The organism is Mangrovimonas xylaniphaga (assembly GCF_001280435.1).
In the GTDB taxonomy this organism is placed as follows: domain Bacteria; phylum Bacteroidota; class Bacteroidia; order Flavobacteriales; family Flavobacteriaceae; genus Mangrovimonas_A; species Mangrovimonas_A xylaniphaga.
Genome location: NZ_LBIP01000018.1, coordinates 569,681 through 593,892, shown reverse-complemented (window position 1 = coordinate 593,892; position 24,212 = coordinate 569,681). Strand labels below are relative to the sequence as shown.

General features: G+C 39.3%; 18 protein-coding genes and 1 other RNA gene. 13 read left to right on the top strand and 6 right to left on the bottom strand.

What is annotated here, in order from left to right; all coding sequences use genetic code 11:
• Window positions 1-26: 26 nt before the first annotated feature.
• The 5 genes from ZA06_RS13640 to ZA06_RS13620 all read left to right on the top strand — a co-directional run bounded on the left by ZA06_RS13640 (window position 27) and on the right by ZA06_RS13620 (window position 6,187).
• Entirely contained in the window at window positions 27-1,265 is a 1,239-nt protein-coding gene (locus ZA06_RS13640; RefSeq protein ID WP_053978020.1) for a hypothetical protein, read from the top strand.
• A 107-nt stretch (window positions 1,266-1,372) separates the two neighbouring features.
• Window positions 1,373-2,749 (top strand): alanine/glycine:cation symporter family protein, encoded by a 1,377-nt coding sequence (locus ZA06_RS13635; RefSeq protein WP_053978019.1) that lies wholly within the window; start codon window positions 1,373-1,375, stop codon window positions 2,747-2,749.
• Entirely contained in the window at window positions 2,742-2,999 is a 258-nt protein-coding gene (locus ZA06_RS13630) for a DUF4212 domain-containing protein (protein WP_053978018.1), read from the top strand. The genes ZA06_RS13635 and ZA06_RS13630 overlap by 8 nt, the downstream gene beginning before the upstream one ends.
• Before the next feature lie 13 nt (window positions 3,000-3,012).
• Window positions 3,013-4,713 carry a sodium:solute symporter family protein gene (locus tag ZA06_RS13625; protein ID WP_053978098.1) on the top strand — a complete coding sequence of 567 codons (1,701 nt, stop codon included), beginning with the start codon at window positions 3,013-3,015 and terminating at the stop codon, window positions 4,711-4,713.
• Between the two features lie 109 nt (window positions 4,714-4,822).
• Window positions 4,823-6,187 carry a GH1 family beta-glucosidase gene (locus ZA06_RS13620; protein ID WP_053978017.1) on the top strand — a complete coding sequence of 455 codons (1,365 nt, stop codon included), beginning with the start codon at window positions 4,823-4,825 and terminating at the stop codon, window positions 6,185-6,187.
• Here ZA06_RS13620 and ZA06_RS13615 read toward each other — a convergent pair whose 3' ends face one another.
• On the bottom strand, window positions 6,188-7,105 hold the full coding sequence (locus ZA06_RS13615; protein ID WP_053978016.1) for an AraC family transcriptional regulator: 918 nt from the start codon (window positions 7,103-7,105) through the stop codon (window positions 6,188-6,190).
• A 220-nt stretch (window positions 7,106-7,325) separates the two neighbouring features.
• On the opposite strand from ZA06_RS13615, the gene ZA06_RS13610 reads away from it, so the two are divergent.
• The 4 genes from ZA06_RS13610 (at window position 7,326) to ZA06_RS13595 (ending at window position 12,338) form a co-directional block, all read left to right on the top strand.
• Entirely contained in the window at window positions 7,326-8,825 is a 1,500-nt protein-coding gene (locus ZA06_RS13610; RefSeq protein ID WP_053978015.1) for an aldehyde dehydrogenase family protein, read from the top strand.
• Between the two features lie 66 nt (window positions 8,826-8,891).
• The gene (locus ZA06_RS13605; protein ID WP_053978014.1) at window positions 8,892-9,251 is read left to right on the top strand and encodes a DUF779 domain-containing protein; all 360 of its coding nucleotides are present in this window, start codon (window positions 8,892-8,894) and stop codon (window positions 9,249-9,251) included.
• Between the two features lie 148 nt (window positions 9,252-9,399).
• A complete protein-coding gene (gene acs, locus ZA06_RS13600; RefSeq protein ID WP_053978013.1) occupies window positions 9,400-11,307 on the top strand; it encodes an acetate--CoA ligase in 1,908 nt (635 codons plus the stop codon).
• A gap of 128 nt (window positions 11,308-11,435) precedes the next feature.
• The gene (locus ZA06_RS13595; RefSeq protein ID WP_053978012.1) at window positions 11,436-12,338 is read left to right on the top strand and encodes a DUF2167 domain-containing protein; all 903 of its coding nucleotides are present in this window, start codon (window positions 11,436-11,438) and stop codon (window positions 12,336-12,338) included.
• Between the two features lie 84 nt (window positions 12,339-12,422).
• Here the strand turns inward: ZA06_RS13595 and galB are convergent, their stop codons facing one another.
• The 4 genes from galB to ZA06_RS13575 form a co-directional block, all read right to left on the bottom strand.
• Window positions 12,423-15,140 carry a beta-galactosidase GalB gene (galB, locus tag ZA06_RS13590; RefSeq protein ID WP_053978011.1) on the bottom strand — a complete coding sequence of 906 codons (2,718 nt, stop codon included), beginning with the start codon at window positions 15,138-15,140 and terminating at the stop codon, window positions 12,423-12,425.
• 183 nt (window positions 15,141-15,323) lie between these two features.
• Window positions 15,324-16,412, bottom strand: coding sequence for a Gfo/Idh/MocA family protein (locus ZA06_RS13585; protein ID WP_053978010.1), 1,089 nt, complete (start codon window positions 16,410-16,412; stop codon window positions 15,324-15,326).
• 62 nt (window positions 16,413-16,474) lie between these two features.
• On the bottom strand, window positions 16,475-18,937 hold the full coding sequence (locus ZA06_RS13580) for a TonB-dependent receptor (RefSeq protein ID WP_053978009.1): 2,463 nt from the start codon (window positions 18,935-18,937) through the stop codon (window positions 16,475-16,477).
• Window positions 18,938-18,948: 11 nt separating this feature from the next.
• Entirely contained in the window at window positions 18,949-20,637 is a 1,689-nt protein-coding gene (locus tag ZA06_RS13575) for a M23 family metallopeptidase (RefSeq protein WP_053978008.1), read from the bottom strand.
• Between the two features lie 178 nt (window positions 20,638-20,815).
• On the opposite strand from ZA06_RS13575, the gene ZA06_RS13570 reads away from it, so the two are divergent.
• From ZA06_RS13570 to rny, 4 genes are all read left to right on the top strand, one after another.
• Window positions 20,816-21,106, top strand: a complete 291-nt coding sequence (locus ZA06_RS13570) for a hypothetical protein (RefSeq protein ID WP_053978007.1) — start codon at window positions 20,816-20,818, stop codon at window positions 21,104-21,106.
• 16 nt (window positions 21,107-21,122) lie between these two features.
• Window positions 21,123-21,416 carry a cell division protein ZapA gene (locus ZA06_RS13565; RefSeq protein WP_053978006.1) on the top strand — a complete coding sequence of 98 codons (294 nt, stop codon included), beginning with the start codon at window positions 21,123-21,125 and terminating at the stop codon, window positions 21,414-21,416.
• Between the two features lie 53 nt (window positions 21,417-21,469).
• Window positions 21,470-21,577, top strand: a non-coding RNA gene (gene ssrS, locus ZA06_RS16805) — 6S RNA.
• Between the two features lie 53 nt (window positions 21,578-21,630).
• Window positions 21,631-23,208, top strand: a complete 1,578-nt coding sequence (gene rny, locus ZA06_RS13560) for a ribonuclease Y (protein ID WP_053978005.1) — start codon at window positions 21,631-21,633, stop codon at window positions 23,206-23,208.
• A gap of 60 nt (window positions 23,209-23,268) precedes the next feature.
• Here the strand turns inward: rny and xerD are convergent, their stop codons facing one another.
• A complete protein-coding gene (gene xerD, locus ZA06_RS13555) occupies window positions 23,269-24,168 on the bottom strand; it encodes a site-specific tyrosine recombinase XerD (protein ID WP_053978004.1) in 900 nt (299 codons plus the stop codon).
• Between the last annotated feature and the right edge of the window lie 44 nt (window positions 24,169-24,212).

Here is a 24,212-nt window from a genome sequence, read left to right as displayed (position 1 = left end):
TAACTTTAATCGTAAATTAATTAACCATGAAACCACTCTTTACTTTAAGCATTTTCTTATGCCTTTTTATTGCTCCAAATTGTTTTGCTCAAGATCCTTATCTCACTATTACATCCAAAGATTCCATTAATAACATTCCTAAGTTTAAGAGTAGTTTGGGGGTAAATATGAAGCTGAATGGTTATTTGGATTTGTTTGGAGGGCTTCAGGGCAATGACACCTTTAACATTGGCTACATTGACGTATTTGGAGACGATGACGAAACAAGTCTTAATGTTGATATGTACCAAACACAGATTAGGTGGTCAACGTTTATAGTGATCCCAAATGGACAACAGATTAAGGCTATAGTAGAATCCGATTTTTGGGGAGGCAATGGACATGTACGCCTAAGAAAAGCCTATGTGGAAAGCAGGCATTGGCAGATTGGACAAAACTGGAATAATTTTGGAGATGAAGATCTTTGGCCCAATATTATGGAGTTGGAAGGGCCTCCTTCAGGAATCTGGTTACGGAACCCCCATGTGAAATACATGAATACCTTCAATGATGAAAAATGGAAATATGAAATAAGTATTGAAGCCCCTCAGGATGATTATTTTACGCTTCAGGAAATTCAGCCGTTTTTGGATGATACACACCAATCCACACCAGATTTCACCTTTGCAATGACCTATCAGAAACCTTGGGGACATTTGCGTTTGGCATCTATTTTAAGAAACATCAAATATAAACTCAACGATAAGGTTGATAATTTTTTTGGGTATGGGGCTACAATAAGCGGAAAGCATACGGTGGATCGCAATTGTTTCCAATTTCAATTGGTTGGTGGTAAAGGGATTTCTTCTTATCTCACAACCATTTCAGGATTTGGCTATGACGGATACCCTGCTGTAGGAAATGATTTTAAAGCCACTTTGGCTTTTGGTGGATGGCTTACCTATGAATATTTTTTTAATGAAAAACTACATGGCAATGCTGTTTTTGGATATACACGTTACAGTACCTCCGACTCGGAACGCTATGTGGTCATTGATGAAACGGATGCTGAATTGGACTATATCGCAGGTGATTTTCGTCATAGGCATTATTATGGTATCCTGAATGTGATGTACGATGCTTACGATAGAATGACATTGGGCTTAGAGGTAGACTACGGGGTGAAGTCCGTAAATTTTGATGGTAATATCGACGGCATCTACTTTGACGATACATTTAAACGGGATGCCATGCGTATCAGTTTTGGGTTTATGTTTTCTCTGTAGAAAATTAAGCTGATAAATGGGATATTCTCAAAAAATTGTCTTTCAAATAATATAAAATTCAAAATATTCATTGGCTTTTCTTACATTTATCATTCACTAAAGCCAATATGAACCAGCTTAACCAACTCGTCTCCGAATTTTCTTCGCTTGCTTGGGGATTACCTTTATTGATGTTGTTGATAGGAGGGGGCTTGTATTTATTGGTGCTATCCAGATTTATGTCCTTTAGGCTTTTTGGTCACGCCATTCAGGTTTTAAGGGGAAAATATGACAATCCTAACGATCCTGGAGAAATCAGTCATTTTCAAGCCTTGACCACCGCATTATCTTCAACCATTGGTATGGGAAACATTGCGGGAGTGGCTGTGGCCATTTCTATAGGAGGTCCTGGAGCTGTATTTTGGATGTGGATTAGTGCTGTAGTTGGCATGTCTACCAAGTTTTTTACGTCCACTTTAGCCATTATGTATAGGGGAAAAGATAGTGCAGGTAAACTGCAAGGTGGCCCAATGTACTTTATCATAGAAGGACTGGGAAAATCTTGGAAACCTTTGGCGGTATTTTTTAGTATGGCTGGGTTGGTTGGAGCATTGCCAGTATTTAATGCCAACCAATTGGCGCAAGCCATCAATGATATTTTGTTGATTCCCAATGGGATTTCTGTAGATTGGAAATCTAAGATTGTCTTGGGAATTGTTTTGGCATCCATCACGGCTTTGGTGGTATTGGGTGGTTTAAAACGCATCAGTCAAACAGCTTCCAAATTAGTGCCGAGCATGGTGGTGTTGTATTTTGGCTTGGTCATGGTCATTCTTGCGGTTAATTTTAAGGAAGTGCCCAAATATTTACTGATGATTTTTACAGATGCCTTCGCAGCCAATAATTTTAAGGGTGATGCTTTTCTTGGAGGCATGGTAGGAGGATTGATCCTTTTGGGAATTCGTCGGGGCGCTTTTTCCAACGAAGCAGGAATAGGAACAGCCCCCATGGCCCATGGTGCCGCCAAAACATCGGAACCTGTGCGAGAAGGTCTAGTGGCTATGTTAGGTCCTGCCATTGATACCTTGGTGGTATGTACCTTGACCGCTTTAGCCATTTTGGTCACAGGAGTATGGCAATCTTCAGAGAAGGATGGGGTATCCTTAACCGCCATGGCATTTTCTGAGGCAATTCCGCATATAGGAACTTATCTCCTTTTATTATGTATTGCCGTATTCAGCTTCTCATCCTTGTTTACCTATTCTTATTACGGAGGAAAGTGCATGTCCTTTTTGTTTGGAGCCGATAAAAAACACTATTACAATTATATCTATATCGCAAGTATCATCTTAGGTGCGACCACTTCATTGAGTCTAGTTATTAATTTAATAGATGGGGTATTTGCCTTGATGGCATTCCCCACGATGATTGCCACGTTGATCATGGCACCTAGAGTTGTGAAAGAATTGCAAAAATATCTTCAAAAATTAAAATCAAATGAATAATAAAGAGCGATCTAAAGCCTATTGGAAAGAAAACATTAGGTATGTACTCATTTTGTTGGCCATATGGTTCGCGGTGTCCTATGGTGCTGGAATTTTATTAAAAGAGGAATTGGATGCCATAAAAATTGGTGGATTTAAAGTAGGCTTTTGGTTTGCCCAACAAGGCTCTATGTATGTATTTGTGGTTTTGATATTTGTGTATGTGAGGCTGATGAACAAATTGGATAAAAAATATGGCTATGATGAATAATATCTTTTTGACAGTGGATGTGCAAATGTGGACCTATATCTTGGTGGGAGTAACTTTTTCATTGTATATAGGCATTGCCATTTGGTCCAGGGCAGGATCTACCAACGAATTTTATGTTGCGGGTGGAGGTGTCTCTCCTTTGGCCAATGGAATGGCCACCGCTGCCGATTGGATGAGCGCGGCGTCCTTTATTTCCATGGCGGGAATCATCTCTTTCAGTGGGTATGACGGTTCCGTTTATCTTATGGGCTGGACTGGAGGTTATGTATTGTTGGCTTTGTTGTTGGCGCCTTACCTGAGGAAGTTTGGGAAGTTTACCGTGCCAGATTTTATTGGAGATCGCTATTATTCCAAAACCGCTCGAATTGTAGCTGTGTTTTGTGCTTTGTTGGTGTCCTTTACCTATGTGGCAGGACAAATGCGTGGCGTTGGCGTAGTATTTTCGAGATTTTTGGAGGTGGATATAGATACCGGTGTGATTATCGGGATGCTTATTGTCTTGTTTTACGCTGTATTGGGAGGGATGAAAGGGATTACCTATACACAGGTGGCTCAGTATTGCGTGTTGATTTTCGCTTTTATGGTCCCTGCTATTTTTATTTCTATTCAAATGACGGGAAACCCGATTCCGCAATTAGGATTTGGAAGTCAATTGGCCGATGGTTCCGAAACCTATTTATTGGATAAATTGGATGGCCTCAGTGCCGAATTAGGCTTTTCGGAATATACCAACGGCTCAAAATCTTTAACGGATGTTTTCGCTATTACTTTGGCCTTAATGGTTGGAACGGCCGGATTACCACACGTTATTGTTCGGTTTTTTACGGTGAAACGAGTAAAGGATGCCCGTAAATCGGCAGGATTGGCCTTGTTGCTAATTGCTATTTTGTACACCACGGCTCCAGCTGTGGCGGTATTTGCTAGAACCAATATGATTGAAACGGTGTCGAATAAATCTTATGCCTCTGTTCCGGATTGGTTCAAAAAATGGGAAACTACAGGTTTAATTTCCTTTACGGATAAAAATAATGATGGCATCATCAATTATGTGGCAGATGAAACTCAAAATGAACTCAAGGTTGATAATGATATTATGGTTTTGGCAAATCCGGAAATCGCCAAATTGCCCAATTGGGTGATTGCCCTTGTAGCAGCCGGTGGTTTGGCAGCGGCTTTGTCTACAGCTGCGGGTTTACTTTTGGTGATTTCGGCATCGGTATCTCATGACTTGATCAAAAAAATTATCAAGCCAGATATTTCTGAAAATGGAGAACTCATAGCTGCTAGGTTATCGGCAGTTGGTGCAGTTTGTGTGGCTGGATATTTTGGTATCAATCCTCCAGATTTCGTTGCGGCTGTTGTGGCCTTGGCTTTTGGGTTGGCCGCCGCTTCCTTTTTTCCGGCCATTATCTTGGGGATTTTCTATAAAAGAATGAACAAAGAAGGGGCTATTGCAGGAATGATTGTGGGGATTTCTTTAATGCTATTCTACATGATCAAATACAAATTGGGTTGGTTGGATGAAGAGCTTCCGGATAAAAGTGAATGGTGGTTTGGTATTTCTCCTGAAGGCTTTGGGAGTATTGCGATGCTCTGCAATTTTATAGTGTCTATTGTCATCATGAAGTTTACAAAGGCTCCGCCAGAGGATGTTCAGGAAATTGTGGAATTGATTAGAATTCCGAGTGGTGCCAAAGAAGCGCAGGGACATTAGAGAAAGTTTCTGACTATTACTGTTATATTTTATTCAATTTTGACAAAATATTACTACCATGTCTGCGCATTAATAAATAACTTGCCGACTCAATAAAAACTACTGAAAAATGAAATTTCCGAAGGATTTTGTATGGGGTTCGGCAACCTCTTCCTATCAAATTGAAGGAGCATGGAATACAGATGGTCGAGGGCCATCTATTTGGGACGCTTTTTGCCAAATACCGGGTAAAGTGTTTGAAGGAGATACGGGCGATGTCGCTTGTGATCATTACCATAAAATGAAGGAAGATGTGGCCCTAATGAAGCAAATGGGGCTTACGGCATACCGATTTTCTATTTCGTGGTCCCGAATTTTCCCTCAGGGACGAGGCGAAATCAACGAAAAGGGAATTCAATTTTATTCAGAGTTAATTGACGAGCTTTTGGCAAATGACATAGAGCCTTGGGTGACTTTGTACCATTGGGATTTGCCTTTGGCACTTCAACTGGAAATGGACGGTTGGCTTAACAAGGACATCACCGATGTGTTTGTGGACTATGCCCAATTGTGTTTTGAGCGTTTTGGAGATCGTGTAAAACATTGGATTACGTTCAATGAGGCTTGGGTTGTGGCTATTTTGGGTTACGGCCAAGGCGTGTTTGCACCGGGACGTATCTCGAATACAGAGCCTTATTTGGCTGGACACCATATTTTGATTGCCCATGCTAAGGCCGTACAGCTTTACAGAACTAAATTTCAAAAGGAACAAGAAGGAAAAATTGGCATTACCAATAATTGTGATTGGAGAGAGCCTTTAACCGATGCTGTTGAAGACCAAAAAGCCGCTCAACGTGCTTTGGAATTCTTCTTGGCTTGGTTTGCTGATCCCATTTATTTTGGAAAATATCCAAAATGTATGGAGGATCGTTTGGGAGACCGTTTGCCTAGGTTTACAGAGAAGGAGCGCCAAATGCTTTTAGGATCCACGGACTTTTTTGGATTGAACCATTATACAACCATGTTGGCTTCGGAAGCTAAGCAAATCAATGCAGGTTCGGTTTATGGTAACGGAGGTTTGAGTGAGGATCAAGATGTGAATTTAGCATTGGATCCCAATTGGGAATTAACCGAAATGCAATGGGCTGTGGTGCCTTGGGGCTGTAGAAAATTGTTGCATTGGATTTCCGACCGTTATGACCATCCAAATATTGTCATTACTGAAAATGGTTGTGCTTATGACGACCAACTTGTAAATGGAGAAGTCAATGATGAAAAGCGTGTGGAATTCTTTAAAGGCTATTTGGAAGAATGTGCCAAAGCCATTGAAGAGGGCGTGAACCTAACAGGCTACTTCGCATGGTCTTTTATGGATAACTTTGAATGGGCGTCAGGTTACAGCAAGCGTTTTGGAATGCACTATGTAGATTTTGATACTTTGGAGCGCACTCCTAAAGCTTCGGCTAAATGGTTTGCAGACTTTTTAAAGAAATAGCTATTTACTTATCGAAGCCTTAAATTGTTGCGGTGTCATCAATTCCAGTTTTTTGAACTGTCGGTTGAAATAGCTGGTATTGTTAAACCCTGATTTAAACGCAATTTCGGACATTCTAAAATCCTTGACTTCCTTCATTAACTTTTTCGAGAACTTGATTTTTTCGGAGTTAATGTAATCTATAGGGGAAATACCTAAGGTATTTTTGAATTTCTTATGGAAATGTGAGGTACTCATACAGGCTTTTTCAGCCAATACATCCACGGTTATATCCTTATTGGTAAGATTGTCTTTAATATACTTAAGGACCATTCCAATACGGGTATCATTAAACATATGGTCAGGGTCATTTAGTAAAAAGGCCTTGGCTTTTGTTTGTAATAACCTTACAATTAACTCTTGAATCATCAAATCCAAAAGCACATCTTTGGATTTGTTACTATTGGTAAAAGTATACACCAAGCGCTCCACCAAATGGTTTACATCGGTATTGTTGATTAGGTGAGAGGCCGTTTCATTCAATTTCCAAGAATTATTTTCATTCTCTATGGTCACCTTTTGATTAAACTTTTCTACCACTTCATCTATTTTGCCTTCATCAATTCCCAAAGCCAAACACTGCGTTGGACTTTCAGCGGTTGCCAAAGGAAAATCAATAACCATTTCCTTGTTGGTAGGCATCACTACCGATTCTCCTGGATAAAAATCAAAAGCAGGCATGCCATCCAAATGCATCACTTTCTTTCCTGTTAGCATACTGGCAATAATGGGAAAGTCGAATGTTAAGGAAACCTGTTCTGCATAGGCGTGGGTTTCGTAAATGTTCAATTCGGCATAGTCCGCATTATAGGTTGTTCTGTTCTCTACAAGTGTGGTTAGTTTCCTGTGTTTTTTATGTTGATTCAACAAGGAATTCATAGCGTGATTTTCAAATTATTCAAAAAAAGGTTGAAATGATAGGTTTGTTCAAAAATATGATAATTTTGTTCAATAAATTGATAATATGGTAAAATATATTTATAAAAGTTACACAATAGTCAAATATTTATGCTTCAAATTGTAAACATGGCAATTTTAGTTTGTTTTGTAACGTTTTGATTTGAAGTTGTTTAAAAGTTAAACCTAAAAAGTTAAAAAAATGAGTTATTCTAAACCAAAATTTAAGGACACCTACCACAATTTTATCAACGGCAAGTTTGTGCCACCTGTTGGGGGCGATTATTTTGAAAACACGTCACCAATTGATAATAGCTTAATCGCTAAGTATCCTAGATCACAAAAAGAGGATATAGAATTGGCCTTGGATGCGGCCAATGCAGCCAAAGAAGCGTGGGGCAATACTTCGGCCACTGAGCGCTCTTTATTATTGAACAAAGTAGCCGATATTATTGAAGCCAATTTGGAAGAGTTTGCTTTGGTGGAAACCTGTGATAACGGAAAGCCAATCCGTGAAACCTTAAATGCCGATGTGCCATTGTCGGTAGATCATTGGCGCTATTTTGCAGCTTGTATTCGTTCAGAAGAAGGGACGGCTTCCGAATTGGATGCCAATACACTTTCCATGAATATTAAAGAGCCACTTGGTGTGGTGGGGCAAATCATTCCTTGGAATTTCCCTCTGTTAATGTTGTCGTGGAAATTACCGCCAGCTTTGGCTACAGGCAACTGCGTGGTGTTGAAACCAGCCGAACAAACCCCTTCCTCAGCCACTTTGTTGATGGAAAAAATTGCGGATGTGTTTCCTCCCGGTGTTGTTAATGTAGTACATGGTTTTGGGCCAGAGGCAGGAAAACCTTTGGCATCGAGTTCAAGGGTGGATAAAGTAGCGTTCACTGGTGAAACCACCACAGGGCAATTGATTATGCAATACGCGTCTAAAAACCTAAATCCTGTGACCATGGAATTGGGAGGTAAATCACCTAATATTTTCTTCAATAGTGTGATGGATGCAGATGATGCTTATTTGGATAAGGCTATTGAAGGAGCGGTATTGTTCGCCTTTAATCAAGGGGAAGTATGTACATGCCCTTCCAGGCTGTTGGTCCAAGAGGATATCTACGATAAGTTTATGGAGCGCGTTATTGCAAGAACCAACGCCATCGTTCAAGGGAATCCATATGATACCAATACGATGGTGGGAGCTCAGGCTTCGAATGATCAGTATGAAAAGATTCAATCTTATTTAAAAATAGGGAAAGAAGAAGGAGCCAAAGTGCTCACAGGAGGAGAGGCCAATAAGTTGGATGGTGATTTGGCTAAAGGATTTTATATTAAGCCAACCATTTTGGAAGGGCACAACAAGATGCGCGTATTTCAAGAGGAAATCTTTGGGCCAGTGGTATGTGTGACCAAATTTAAGGATGAAGCTGAAGCCATTGAAATTGCAAACGATACACTTTATGGATTGGGAGCAGGAGTTTGGACACGTGACGCCCACCAATTGTATCAAATTCCTAGAGCAATAAAAGCGGGTAGAGTTTGGGTAAACTGTTACCATGCCTATCCTGCGCATGCGCCGTTTGGAGGCTATAAAAAATCAGGATTTGGTAGAGAAAATCATGTTATGATGCTTAACTATTACCGCCAAACCAAGAATATGCTCATTTCTTATGACAAGAATAAACTAGGCTTTTTTTAGAAGTAATTGATAGCAATTGAAGAAGGCTGATGTCCCCAAAGTCAGCCTTTTTTTTATCTTATAACTATGAAACGAATAGCAATTACAGAAAAGGCCGCTGAAATAGTAGAAACACTAAAGCAGAAGTATGGAGCGCTTATTTTTCATCAAAGTGGAGGCTGTTGCGATGGGTCTTCGCCAATGATTTTAGAAAAGGAAGACATGTATATTGATGAGAGCGATGTGCTATTGGGCTATTTGCAGGACCTTCCTTTTTATATGAATCGCGATCAGTTTGAATATTGGAAACACACCCATTTAACAGTAGATGTCACTGAGGGAAGAGGGGCCAGTTTCTCTCTGGAAATACCTTTGGGTGTCAGGTTTTTGATTCATTCAAGGTTGTTGACCGAAGAGGAAGAAGCCTTTTTCAATAAAAAAGAGTAGGATTTATCGTTAATCTTTTGAGTAGGATACTTCCGTCGACAGAAAAATGTTGTCGGTAGAAAAAGAACTGTCTCTAAACATAATTTTTATAACTTAGAACCAAATCAATTCTCTCAATTTGTCAAAATTGGGGTACAAATTTTAATACATGAGTCATTATCATATAAAACATTTAGAAGAATATTACCAAGTTTACCGAAAGTCGGTAAGGGAACCTGAAAATTTTTGGGAAGAAATTGCGGAAGAACACTTTTTGTGGCGAAAAAAATGGGATAAAGTCCTGAGTTGGGATTTTACCAAACCGGAAGTAAAATGGTTTGAAGGGGCCCAATTGAACATAACAGAAAACTGTATCGACAGACATCTGTCCACAAGAGGGGACAAAACCGCGATTCTCTTTGAACCCAATGATCCAAATGAACCAGCAGAACACATTACCTACAGACAACTTTATGAACGGGTTAATCAGTTTGCCAATGTGCTGAAGGAACAGGGCATTCAAAGAGGCGATAGAGTATGTATTTATGTGCCGATGATTCCTGAATTGGCCATTTCCATTTTGGCCTGTGCTAGAATTGGGGCTATTCACTCGGTGGTATTTGCAGGCTTTTCTTCCAAAGCATTAGCTACAAGAATCAATGATAGTGAATGTAAACTGGTAGTTACTGCAGATGGTTCGTATCGAGGGGCCAAAACTATCGATTTAAAAGGTATTGTAGATGAAGCCCTGCAGAATTGTCCTTCCGTAAAAAGTGTTTTGGTGGTGAAACGCACCAATGAAGAGGTCCATATGGAAGCAGGTCGTGACCATTGGTTGCAACCTTTATTGGATAAGGCCCCCAAAGAAGGAAAGGCGGAAATCATGAATGCCGAAGATCCTTTATTCATTCTATATACTTCCGGTTCTACTGGAAGACCCAAAGGAATGGTACATACCTCGGCAGGTTACATGGTATATACAGCCTACACATTTAAAAACACGTTTCAGTATAGAGAACATGACATTTTTTGGTGTACTGCCGATATAGGTTGGATTACTGGTCATAGCTACATTGTTTATGGACCGTTGGCAAATGGCGCCACCACCGTAATGTTTGAAGGTGTGCCAAGTTACCCTGATTTTGGACGCTTCTGGGAAATTGTTCAGAAACACAAAGTCACCCAATTTTACACCGCACCTACGGCCATTAGAGCTTTAGCAAAACAAGGTGTGGAATTGGTTGATAAATATGATTTGTCTTCATTGAAAGTGTTGGGGTCGGTTGGTGAGCCTATCAATGAAGAGGCCTGGCACTGGTACAACGATACCATTGGAAAGGGTAAAAGTCCTATTGTAGATACCTGGTGGCAAACTGAAACAGGAGGGATTATGATCACGCCGATTCCTTTTGTAACACCTACAAAACCTACCTATGCCACCTTGCCATTTATTGGGGTGCAACCAGCATTAATGGATGATAATGGCCAAGAAATAAAAGGCAACCAAGTAGATGGTAAATTGTGCATTAAATTCCCTTGGCCTTCTATGGCACGAACCATTTGGGGAGATCACCAAAGGTATAAGGACACGTATTTTTCGGCTTTTGAAAATAAATATTTTACAGGGGATGGAGCCTTGCGAGATGAAGTTGGCTACTATCGTATCACAGGTCGAGTGGATGATGTAATTATTGTTTCTGGACATAACCTTGGAACAGCACCAATTGAGGACGCCATCAACGAACACCCGGCAGTGTCAGAATCTGCAATTGTTGGGTTCCCGCATGATGTGAAAGGAAATGCGCTATATGGTTATGTAACTTTGAAAGATACGGGTGAAAGCAGAAACCATGAGAACCTTCGTAAGGAGATCAACCAATTGATAACCGATCGTATTGGACCTATTGCGAAATTGGACAAAATTCAGTTTACCCAAGGATTGCCAAAAACACGAAGTGGTAAGATCATGCGTCGTATTCTTCGTAAAATTGCGAGTAACGACACGTCTAACCTTGGGGATACCAGTACACTATTGAATCCTGAAGTGGTTCAGGAGATTATGGATAACGTGCTATAGGTTTGACAATTATTAAGTTAGATTCATAGGTTAAGTATTTTCTTTATTTGTTAAGATTTATTGGTCAAAAGGGGGCATTATTTTTTATATTTCAACTCTTTAACAATAACCAAACCTAATCTTAAAACATGAAAAAGATTGTACTTAACCTATGCTTTTTAATGCTATTACAGCTGGGTTATTCCCAAACTGAAACTGACACCATTTCCTTTGACTTGGATGTTGTAAAGTTTTACACAGATAGCATCAACAATTCCTTTGAATTTCAAAAGGGAACAATCACTTTGCAGGATGGCATTGCCACTTTGGAAGTGCCTCAAGGCTTTAAATATCTAGATCCAGAACAAAGTAATTATGTACTTACCGAGTTGTGGGAAAATCCACCAAGTGAAACCTTAGGATTGTTATTTCCTGAGAATATGTTTCCACTTAGTGATAATTTTACCTATTGTGTAGAAATAGGGTATTCCGAGGAAGGTTATATCGAAGATGAAGATGCCGAAGATTTAGACTATGACGATCTTTTAGAGGAAATGCAGGAGGATATCAAAGCAGGTAATCCAGAGCGTGTGGCACAGGGGTATGGCGAAATGGAATTGGTACGATGGGCTTCTGCACCATACTATGATAATGTGACTAAAAAGCTGCACTGGGCCAAGGAATTACATTTTGAAGGAACAGATATCAATACGTTGAACTATAACATTAGAGTGCTGGGGAGAAAGGGATACCTTAATTTGAATGCCATTGGGGATATCGATATGCTGGATACATTCAACCGAGACAGAGATCAAATTATTGAGAGTGTAAGATTTTCAGAAGGTAATCGCTACTCAGATTTTAATCCTGATTTAGACGAAGTGGCTGCCTATGGAATTGGTGGACTTATTGCCGGTAAAGTACTGGCTAAAGCAGGCTTTTTTGCATTGCTTCTAAAATTTTGGAAAGTTATTGCCGTTGGAGCTGTAGCTTTATTCAGTGGTTTTAGAAAGCGTTTGTTTGGAGGTAAAAATGAGGAACCGGAAGCCTAATATTTCAAAACATATAAATAAAAAAGGAGTATAAAATTTATGCTCCTTTTTTATTGGATTATAGGGACATAGTCATACTTATGTTTATTGACAATTTATGGTTACAGAGCTACTCTGTAAACCACTAGAATTCGCCGTTACTTTTATTTGGCCAATAGCCCCTTTCTTTGCTTTAATAATAACCAGAGCCAATCCATTAAAGGCATTTCTTTCTGAGGAAGCAAAGGAGGTCAAATCAGTTGGATCTCCGTTGTCAGTGGCAACTATCTCACCAGGGCCTTCAATTGTAAAGGATATGGGATTGTTGGCATTGGCCACAAAATGATCCTTGTTGTCCGTGATTTTTACTGTGATAAATACCAAGTCTTTTCCATTTGATAACAAATCGTCCTGATCTGTTTTTAATACAAATTTTGAAGGTTCCCTAGTGGTGTGAACAGTTTCTTCACTCCAAAATTGGCCATTTTTATAAGCTACAGCTTTTAGAGTTCCCGGTTTATATACAACATCATCCCAACGTAAACGGTATTCAAAAGGTCCTTTCTTTTTGCGGCCCAAGGATTTTCCATTCAAAAACAATTCTACTTCATCTCCAGAGGTGAAAATATGCACTGGAGTAATTTGTCCTATACGTTCTGGCCAATTCCAATGCGGTAGAATATGTACCATGGGTAAATCAGGTCGCCATCTGGCTTGGTATAAATAAAAACGGTCCTTTTTAAAACCAGCAAGATCAATAAGTCCAAAATAGGAGCTTCTAGAAGAATAGTAGGGAGTAGGTTCTCCTAAATAATCCCATCCGGACCAGACAAATTCCCCTGCTACAAAAGGGTGTTTGTCCTGCGATGCAAATACTTTATCTGCGGAAGATCCAAAATTGGCAGTATACAATTCATAGGAACTTACATAACCAGTTTTGGGATCACCTCCAATACCATCTGAAATAGGAGAACTGATATCTCCTGTTACTGGAAACAGATAAGTTCCTCTCGAACTTAAGGCCGCAGCCGTTTCACTGCTGATAATAGCTTTGTTTGGAAATGCTTCGTAGAAGGCTGGATACAAAGGAGATGTTTTGATACCTTGTAGATGAGCATAAGCGGGAGCATCCCTAATGCCTTCACCTTGATAATTTAAGCTGATAACATCCATAATGGAGGGGAAGGGCATATTGGGCTTGGCATAGTTCATAGAGGCGGTGGTGGGTCTTGAAGGGTCTTCGCTTTTAACAATAGCACTTAATTTAGCACCCACTTTGGCACCTTCTTCAGCAGTATATTGCTCCCCAACTTCATTGCCAAAACTCCATAATATTACGGAAGGATGGTTCCTGTCTCGTCTTACAAAAGAGCGTGTGTCGGCTTCAAGCCAATCATCAAAAATAAGATGGAAATCATGAGGTGTTTTTTTACGTTCCCAGCTGTCGAATATTTCATCAATTACCAAAAATCCCATTTGGTCTGTTAACTCCAAAAGTTCTGGAGCAGGAGGGTTGTGCGCCATCCTAATGGCATTGCATCCTAACTCTTTTAGAGTTTCCAATTGACGTTTGGCCGCTTTTAGGTTGAAGGCTGCCCCCAGAGCACCTAAATCATGGTGCTGATTAACACCTTGTATTTTTATAGGTTCTCCATTCACTATAAGTCCTTTTTCACCATCAAAAATAACTTCACGAATGCCAAAAACAGTTTCATAATTGTCTATAATAGTGCCATCTTGAGCATGAATAGTTGTAATCGCCTTGTAGAGATTTGGTGTTTGTGTTGGTGGCGGGCCCCATAGTTTTGGACTTTTTATGACGGCTGATCCCTTTATTGTTGTTTGACTGTTAGAGTTTAGGATTATGTTATTTTTCTTGATGCTCGCAGCTCTTAATCCTAATCTTTTAAAGCCATTTTCCAAGGGATAAATTTCTGTTACGACATCAACAGTTGTATTACTCAAGGCATCATTGGAGATAGCTATTTTAAAATCGATGGTTGCGGAGTCTTTAGATGACTCTTTGGAAGTCACATAAGTGCCCCATTGACCAACATGAATTTTGTTGGTTTTGGTTAGCCAAACATTTCTATAAATCCCACCTCCAGGATACCATCGAGCCGAATGATTAGGGTTATCAATTCTAATTGCTAGTTGGTTACTTTCTCCAAATTTGATATATGGTGTTAAATCCAATCGCCATGAATTGTAGCCATAGGGCCAACCTCCAACTAAATGACCATTAAGCCAGACCATAGCGTAGGACATGGCTCCGTCAATATCCAAGAAAATAGATTTTTCTTTATCTGTTTCGGGTATTTCTAATTGCTTTCTGTACCAAGCCGCGCCATTACTAGGTAGCCGTCCCATGCCGCCGCCAACTTCAGCATCATCACCTTTCATAAAAGGACCTTTAATAGCCCAGTCATGGGGTAAATCTACCGTTTCCCAAGTATTGTCGTCAAAATTGGTTTGTACAAAAGGGAAGTTTTCTCCAGGATTACCCTGTGGTCTTTTGTGATGCTTGGTACTGTCCTTAATAAAAGGATTAGCGGTTGGTAGAATATAGGGTTTTAGAACTTCGGAAGAAGTGGCTATTTCAACAGCTTCGGTTGGTTTGGAATCGGCTTCTTTGGTGTCATCTACGTTTTCAATTGGAGGTCTTACATCATAAATAAGCTTGTCGGCCAATGTTTCAGATTCATATTTCATGAATTTCCAACCTTCATTTATAGAAATACGCTCCCTGGGATTGTCATTTTTATCAGTGGAATTGGTTGTAGTACACCCCAAAACAAAGAGATAAAACATGGTAAAAACCATGGGCTTAAAACAATATTTTAAAGTATTGAAATTAATGCGTAGAAGATATTGTATATTTCTCAATGTGACACGTCATTTATTGGTATAAATATAAAGGATTCTTGTTGAATAGTTATTCGAAAGTACTCGAAGATTGGCTATGGAATGTTAAGCTGAAAATTAAGTTCTGAACCTATACAAATACTAAGCTATTGTAATTCTTTTTCCATTTTGAGCCGCTGATTTGTAGATGGCTTCAACCACTTTAATATCTTTCAAACCTTCTTCACCAGGGACTATAGGTGCCGTTTTATTCATGATTGTCAATGCGTCATCATCCATTTGTTTGGCTTGTTGGTTTCCTTGGAATGGAGAAATTTTCTTCCCATCACTTCCTAGCACACTAACCCCGCTATAATATTGTAAAGGTTCGGCTTTGTACCAGCCATTGGCACAATCAACCTTCATGGTATTAATATTTTCAGCAAAAGAGGTTTTGCATTGAGCCGTGATGCCATTTGGAAATTCTAAGTTGAAATGGGTAATTTCATCTGCAGTGAAAATATCTGGACGTGTATATTCGTGGGTGGCACTCACAGAAAGTGGTTCCAGTCCTGTAGCGTAACGAACCGCATTGAGTGGATACACTCCCATGTCATACATAGCGCCCCCACCTAAAGTTTTATGAAGTTTCCAATTATTATGGTCGCTTGCTCTATTATAGAAACCCGCTTCGGCATACAAGGAATTTATAGCGCCATAAGGTTTGGTTTGTGACCATTTTATGATGGTTTGGGTTACTGGTTCATGCTGAAGACGGTAACCGATGGTTAACTGCACTTTGTTTTTATTACAGGCCTCAATAATCGCTTCACATTCCGAAATATTTAAAGCCATGGGTTTTTCGCACCAGATATGTTTCCCTGCTTCGGCGCCAATAATGCTATACGGTTTATGAAGTGCATTGGGAAGGACAATGTAGACAATATCGATATCGTCATTATTAGCAATGGTATGCATGTTTTCATAATTGTAAACATTGGCATCCGGGATATTGTATTTCTTCTGCCAAATAGGAATTTTTTCAGGGGATCCAGTTACAATACCTCTTAATTGACAATATTTGGTTAACTGGAGGGCAGGAGCCAAAATATCTTTACTGTAATAGCCTAAACCCACCAAAGCTACTCCTAATTTTGTTTTCCTTTTGGGAATCATAAAACTGGATAGAGGCATTGCACTTGCCGCCAAAAGAATCCCTGAAGTTTTTAGAAATGACCGTCTATTGCCCATAATTTGACTATTTGTGAATTAGCTTCTCTAATTTACAAAAAATATGGGCAGTTGTTTTGAGATTATAAACGAGCAGATAACCTTACATTGAAAACTCTTGGCGTTAAATAGTTTGGAATGGCATACTGACGCTTGCTGTAAACATCCCTCACCCAAGTATTGGTAATGGAGTTTTGAACATCAAACATGTTGAAGATTTCAAATCCTAAGGTAAGGTCTTTAAAATGACGTTTCCAACTATCGTAAGTTTTGTTTTGATCCACCAATACATAGCTTACCCCTAAATCGGCACGTTTGTAGTCGCGAAGCCTGTTTTGGTATTGGTAAGGATTGGCATAACTTGGCGAACCTCCAGGAACTCCCGTATTGTAAACCAAATTCAAGTACATTTTAAGTTCTGGGATGCTTGGCACATAATCCTGAAAGAGAATTCCAAACTTTAAACGTTGGTCTGTTGGTCTGGCAATATAGCCTTGGTCTTCGATGTTTTCTTCAGTTTTTAAATATCCAAAGCTGAACCAAGACTCGGTGCCTTTAACAAATTCTCCATTAAGTCGCATATCCAATCCATAGGCGTAAGCTTTGGCATTATTCTTTGCGCGATAGCGAATACGAACATTTTCCAAAGTATATGGATTCACATCTGAAAGGTGCTTGTAATAGGCTTCGGAAACCAATTTGAAAGGTCTGTCCCAAAGCTCGAAGCTGTATTCATTCCCAAGTACGATATGGGTTGACTTTTGGGCTTTTACATGAGGTTGCACCACTCCGGAAGAATCCCTAAGTTCTCTGTAGAAAGGGGGTTGGTAGTACAGCCCTCCAGCAACCCTAAAGAGCATGTCTTTATCCCAATCTGGTTTTATAGCAAATTGTCCACGAGGACTAATTACTGTTTGTGTTACGGTTTCAACCCCGTCACCGCTCACTGTCCAATTATGGGCTCTGGCTCCTAAATTATAGAAGACCTCATGATTTCCTAAAGTTGAACGTTTGCTCCATTGGGCATAGGCCTGTAAACGATCAATCTGAACCTTGTTAGTGGCTCGCACGTTTTGAAACGCTACCAAAGGACCTTCGTATGGATTGTAAGGCTGATTGTTGGGAATGTGAAGGGTAGGGGGCGTGATGGAAAAACCTGCACTGTCAATAACTTCCCATTCTACCAAACGGTCTCTAATGTCTTCATGGGTATATTTTACAGACCATTCAATAGTGGTGTCTTCACTTGGTTTGTAATCTCCTTTGTGTTCAGCATTAAAAATAAGAGCATCCAAATCGTTTCTCGCATGGGTAAGCTGTGAACCAATCCCTTCACTAAATTCTACTTCTCCCAAATTTTCATCTCCAATACTACTGTTGACTTCTCCAAGACGGTATTGGGCCAAAATGTCGAAATATTCCTCTTCTGTAGTGTGGTAACCAGAGGCAATTAATTTTAAGGTTAATTTATCCGACACGAAGTAATTGGCCTTAAACGCTCCAAAATTGGTAACGTATTCGTCTTTTTCCTGCCCTTCATAAAAAACCAAAAGGGCAATAGGGTCGGTTAAAGTTCCAAAGTTGGTCTGTCTGTTCTGTGGTTCAAAATGATATTTGTTGACAGAGAAATTTCCTAAGAAATTCAAATGAAATTTATCTGAAAATTTATAAGTCAAATAGGTTTGGGCATCTGCAAACACTGGTTTTACATTGGTTTCCGTTTCCATGGAATTAATGAGCAGACTATTGTCGCGGTAACGTAATCCAACAATTCCAGAGAACTTAGAATCTTTACTGATAGCCTCGGCAGCAATGCTTCCTCCAAGTAAACTTAAATCGGTTCGAACTCCAAATTTAACAGGCGTACGATAAGTGATGTCAAGCACAGAGGATAGCTTGTCTCCATATTTGGCTTGAAATCCACCGGCGGAAAAATCTACATTTTGAACCAAGTCGGTATTTACAAAGCTCAAACCTTCTTGTTGGCCCGAACGGATCAGGAATGGTCTGTAGACTTCAATCTCGTTGACATATACCAAATTTTCGTCAAAATTTCCACCTCTAACAGAATATTGCGTACTCAATTCATTGGAGACATTGACTCCAGGAAGTGTTTTTAAAATATTTTCAACACCAGGTTGTGCTCCTTTAATGGTTCTGATAACTTCTGGGGTAATTGTGGTCACCCCATTTACAGATTGTCTCGTATTGGTATTGATAACCACGGTAGCAATTTGCTCTATATCCACCTTCATCACAGGATTGAACTCCAATTCTTGCCCATTTTTAAGGTTGAAGGTCACCACCACACGTTTGTAGGAGAGGTGAGTAAACTCAATGGTCACCTCTGTATTGGAAGGAATTTTTAGCTCATAAAATCCATTACTGTTGGAAGAAGTGCCTGAGGCACCTGCTTTTATAGAAACATTTGGCACCGGAAGTTGGGTGTCGTCCAAAATAACTCCTTTAATAGTGGCTTGCTGAGAAAAGCCTAAAAGGGAGAAACAGTAAAATGCAAAAAGTAAGAGATAAAAGTTAGGTTTCAATAGTTGAGATTTTATTTTCTAAAAAACGTAGCTTCAAATGTAGAACTATTTCCTACATTATCTGTAACGATGACCTTCAAATTGTTTTCGGTATCACTAATAATTTTATCCTCAAAGTTATAGGTCAAAGTGCCTTTTTTGTATTCATACTCCATTAAAATCCATTTTCCGTTAATGGTTGCGCGATAGTTGCTGATGCCTGAGTCTTTGTCTCCAATTTTCACTTTTAATTCATTGGCATTACTCATCCATTTACCATCATAAAAATTTACAGGTGTAATTGTTGGTGGTACCAAATCGGATTCTAGGGTAAAAGTACCCAGAGATTTTGTTTTAGCAGCAAGGGTTTCGCCTTGACGGGAGGTAGTGAGGTATCTTGGCGTTTTGTTATAACCTGTTAGTTCGGCAATGTAAAGCTTCTCTTTGTCGTCATCTAGATAATTACTGATATCATATTTAATGGTGAAACTTTTTTGAAGCGGGACAATATCTTTTCCTAACAAAAGCGTGTCTGCTTTCACATCAAAATCCAAATAGGTGTCATCATAGAAGGTTCCTTGGGGAATGTAAACTGAAATATTGCCTTTTTCCAAGTTGGTAGCTTTTCCAGGCAACGCATAATACATAGGTTTGATGTCTTCTTCTTGTTTTGGCAACTCAAGTTCGGTTCCTTTAATAGGAATGGTAATCCAAACATCATTGTCCTTAAAATCCTTTACCCTGATTTTATAAACAGAGGATGTACTGTCCAGAACAGTTACATAGCCGTTGTTTTCCACATCTTTATAAAGGCTCAATGGATTGTTTTGTTCAACAAAGAGTTTTTGGATGTAATTGTGCTTGGTTTTATAGTTTTCAAAATCTATCAAGCGGTTGATGTGTTTCGTTTCTGAATAGCTAAAGCGTTTAAAATCAATTTCAAAATGTTTGCTTCCGTTGTAAAAACACTGAATGCTGTTTACGCCATTTTTATTGGGCGCATCATCCAATCTGTCGTAGGTATTGATTCCGAATCCTATATCTCCTAAAGCTTCAATTTCTTCAACATTGAAATCGCTGCCTGCTGTTGGGATCAATCGAAGTTCGATTCGTTTTTGAGACCCGTTTACATGCGATTTTTCGTTTTTGGCATAGGCAAAAATTCCATTTATGGTTGGCTTTCGCGAATCCTTCACATCCAACCCAAATAGCATGGGGTTCATCGGGCGCTCTTCGTTATCGCGAATTTCAAAATGCAGATGGGGAGCAAAGGAACCTCCAGTATTTCCTGAAAGTGCAATGATTTCGTCCTGCGTCACAGGAAGTTCATCTGGTGTAGGGAAGACTTCTACTTCGTAGGTTTCCTTTTGATATTGACACTCCTTGATATACTTTTCAATTTTATCTGAAAACTTTTGCAAGTGGGCATATACCGTGGTGTAACCATTGGGATGGGTGACATATAGTGCCTTACCGTAGCCAAAATGCGAAATCTTAATTCTGCTCACATATCCCGGGGCCGAAGTATGCACATTTAGGCCTTCGCGCTGTTGTGTTTTTATGTCCAAGCCAGCATGAAAGTGGTTGGGACGCAATTCGGCAAAGGTCCCAGCAAGCACAATAGGAATCTCCATAGGATTTCTAAAATAGTCCTGAGGGTATTCGGTTTGTGAAAAGCTAATATGGCATAGTAACAGTAGGAAAAATAGGGTCTTTTTCATAAGCAAATTTGAGAGGCTAAAATATTAATTTGGCACTAATCTTCAAAAGGGATTGCCCATAAATAGTAGAAAACAGCACTTTACATTCTATAATTAATTATTTTAAAAATTATTGTAAAACAATTGTGATTTTTGTTTTGGTATGTTAACTTTGTTGAGACAGTAGTGGATATTGCAAATGAGTAAAATTGAAGAGATTGTAGATTCTTTAGAGAATAAAATTAGCAAGCTTTTGCACAAACTCGAGGTTTTAAGGCAAACAAATGCTAAGCTTTCGCAGGAATTAGCTCTTCAACAGCAAAAGAATTTACAATACCAGGAAGAAATAAGTGCTTGGGTTGAAAAATACGAAGCGCTCAAGGTAGCAAAATCCTTACTGGGCAGTGACGAAGATAACAGAGAAACGAAGCTCAAAATAAACGCATTAATCAGGGATATTGACCACTGTATTGCGCAATTGTCTGAATAATGTAATTGTATGATGTATGTCAGAACAGCTTAAGATAAAGCTTTCCATTGCAAATAGGGTGTACCCTTTAACAATAGCTCCAAGCCAGGAGGAAGGGTTGCGAAAGGCGGCGAAGAAGATTGAAGCAATGATAGGCCAGTTTGAGCAAAATTATTCTGTAAGGGATAAGCAAGATGTATTGGCCATGTGTGCCTTGCAGTTTGCCTCCCAATTAGAGCAAAAATCTATAGATCGAGAAAATGTAAGCGAAGAGGTGGAAAACAAGTTGTTGGCCCTGGATGAACTCCTGCAGCTACATTTAAACTCATAACGTTCTTTAAATAAAATAAGGTTACTGCCTACATTGGTTATTTTTTTTGATAAACTCAACGTTAATTCTTTAAAAAGGGTGAGTTTAAGTTGTAAAACCGAGCTGTCTCTGAACAGAGGGTTGATCAGCTTGTTAGCCCTAAACTTGTTTTTAAGGAGTTTATACAAAATGTTAAACCGATGTAGGCTTTTTTATATATATTAACTAACTAAACATGGAAATGAACACAATTTTATTGATTGTAGGAGGCGTGGTACTTGGTGTAGTCATTGGATATATTGTTGCAAAGACTCTTGAAAAGAACAATGCATCAAAAGTTGTCGCCAATGCAAAGCAAGAGGCCGAAGGAATCATCAAGCAGGCTACTGCCGAAGGAGAATCTATCAAAAAGGACAAAATACTTCAGGCTAAGGAGAAATTTATTGAGCTGAAATCAGAGCATGAAAAGGTGATTTTATCGCGCGATAAGAAAATTGCCGAAGCAGAAAAGCGTACTAGGGATAAAGAATCTCAGGTATCCAATGAGTTGGCCAAGCATAAAAAGGCAAACCAATCCATTGAAGATAAGATTAAGGATTACGATTTTCGTTTGGAGTTTTTGGAAAAGAAGAAAGTTGAGATTGAAAAGGCTCACAAAAGCCAAATCAAGCAGCTGGAAGTGATTTCTGGACTGTCTGCAGAAGACGCTAAAGCAGAACTTGTAGAGTCTCTTAAAAATGAGGCAAAATCGGATGCTATGGCTTATGTTCAAGACCGCATTGAAGAGGCCAAACTTACCGCTCAGCAAGAAGCCAAGAAAATCATTATTAATACCATTCAGCGTATTGGTACCGAAGAGGCTATTGACAACTGTGTATCAGTTTTCAATATTGAATCGGATGATGTGAAGGGAAGAATCATTGGTAGGGAAGGACGTAACATTCGTGCCATTGAAGCCGCTACAGGTGTTGAGATTATTGTAGACGATACACCAGAAGCTATCATTTTGTCTTGTTTTGATTCTGTGCGTCGTGAAGTAGCACGTTTATCGTTACACCGTTTGGTTACCGATGGTAGAATTCACCCTGCCCGTATTGAGGAAGTGGTTAAAAAGACTCAAAAACAAATTGAGCAGGAAATTATCGAAGTTGGTAAGCGTACGGTAATCGACTTAGGTATTCACGGATTGCACCCAGAATTGATCAAATTGGTCGGACGTATGAAGTATCGTTCTTCATACGGACAAAATTTATTACAGCATTCTAGGGAAGTTGCAAAACTTTGCGGAGTTATGGCCGCGGAATTGGGCTTAAATCCAAAATTGGCTAAACGTGCCGGTTTATTGCACGATATAGGAAAAGTGCCAGATTCCGAAGCAGATGTTGAAACACCTCACGCTATCTTGGGAATGCAGTGGGCAGAAAAGTATGGCGAAAAACCAGAAGTTTGTAATGCCATTGGAGCTCACCACGATGAAATAGAAATGACGACTTTATTGGCGCCAGTTATTCAAGTATGTGATGCTATTTCTGGAGCAAGACCAGGAGCAAGACGTCAAGTTTTGGATTCGTATATCCAACGTTTGAAAGACTTGGAAGATGTTGCTTTTGGATTTAGCGGTGTAAACAAAGCCTATGCTATCCAAGCTGGTAGAGAGCTAAGGGTGATTGTGGAAAGCGAAAAAGTTTCTGATGATCAAGCGGCTAAATTGTCTTTTGAGATTTCTCAAAAAATCCAAACAGACATGACCTATCCAGGACAAGTAAAAGTTACCGTAATTAGGGAAACTAGAGCGGTAAACATTGCTAAATAACTTGAGAAAATTAATCATAAAAAAGGCATCCTATACGGATGCCTTTTTTGTTTGATATCATTATTTTTTTCTGGGATGATACGTCATCAGTACTTCTTTTAAGTGGCTTCTGTCCAAATGCATGTAGATTTCTGTAGTAGTAATGCTTTCGTGGCCCAACATCATTTGTATGGACCTTAAATCGGCTCCATTTTCCAATAAATGTGTTGCAAAGGAGTGTCGGAAAGTGTGGGGAGAAATACTTTTGTTAAGATTGATTTTAACAGCTAATTGCTTGATGATGGTAAAAATCATGGCTCTAGTAAGCTGTTTGCCTCTTCGGTTAAGGAACAACGTATCTTTAAATTCAGGTTTTATGGGAAGATGAACGCGCACTTCTTTCCTGTAAATATTGATGTATTTCTGGGTTTGAGGATCAATAGGCACAAAGCGTTGTTTATCTCCTTTTCCAGTCACTTTTATAAAGCCTTCTTCAAAAAAGAGATCAGATAATTTTAGATTGGTCAACTCGCTCACACGAAGGCCACAGCTATAAAGGGTTTCCAAAATGGCTCTATTGCGTTCACCTTCGTCTTTACTTAAATCTATGGCGGCAATAAGATGGTCTATGTCGTCAACGCTTAAAGTGTCAGGTAGTTTCCTGCCGATTTTGGGCGATTCAATATGGTCCATTGGGTTGGTATCCCGATATTCTTCAAATACCAAATAGCCAAAAAAACTTCGCAGTCCAGAAATCAATCGTGATTGGGATCTAGCGTTGATACTTTTGGAGATTTCATAAATGAAAGGTTGAACTGATTCCTTTGTAATATCTAGAGGTAAAACAGAAATATCATTTTGCTGTAAATAATTAATGAGCTTTAGGATATCGTACTCATAATTATCAATAGAGTTCTGGGATAGGCCCCGTTCTATCTTTAAATAGTGTTTGTAATCTTGAAGCGCGTTTTGCCAATTCATTGGCTAAATGTACTATTATTTTAAGGGAATATTCAAAATTTAAA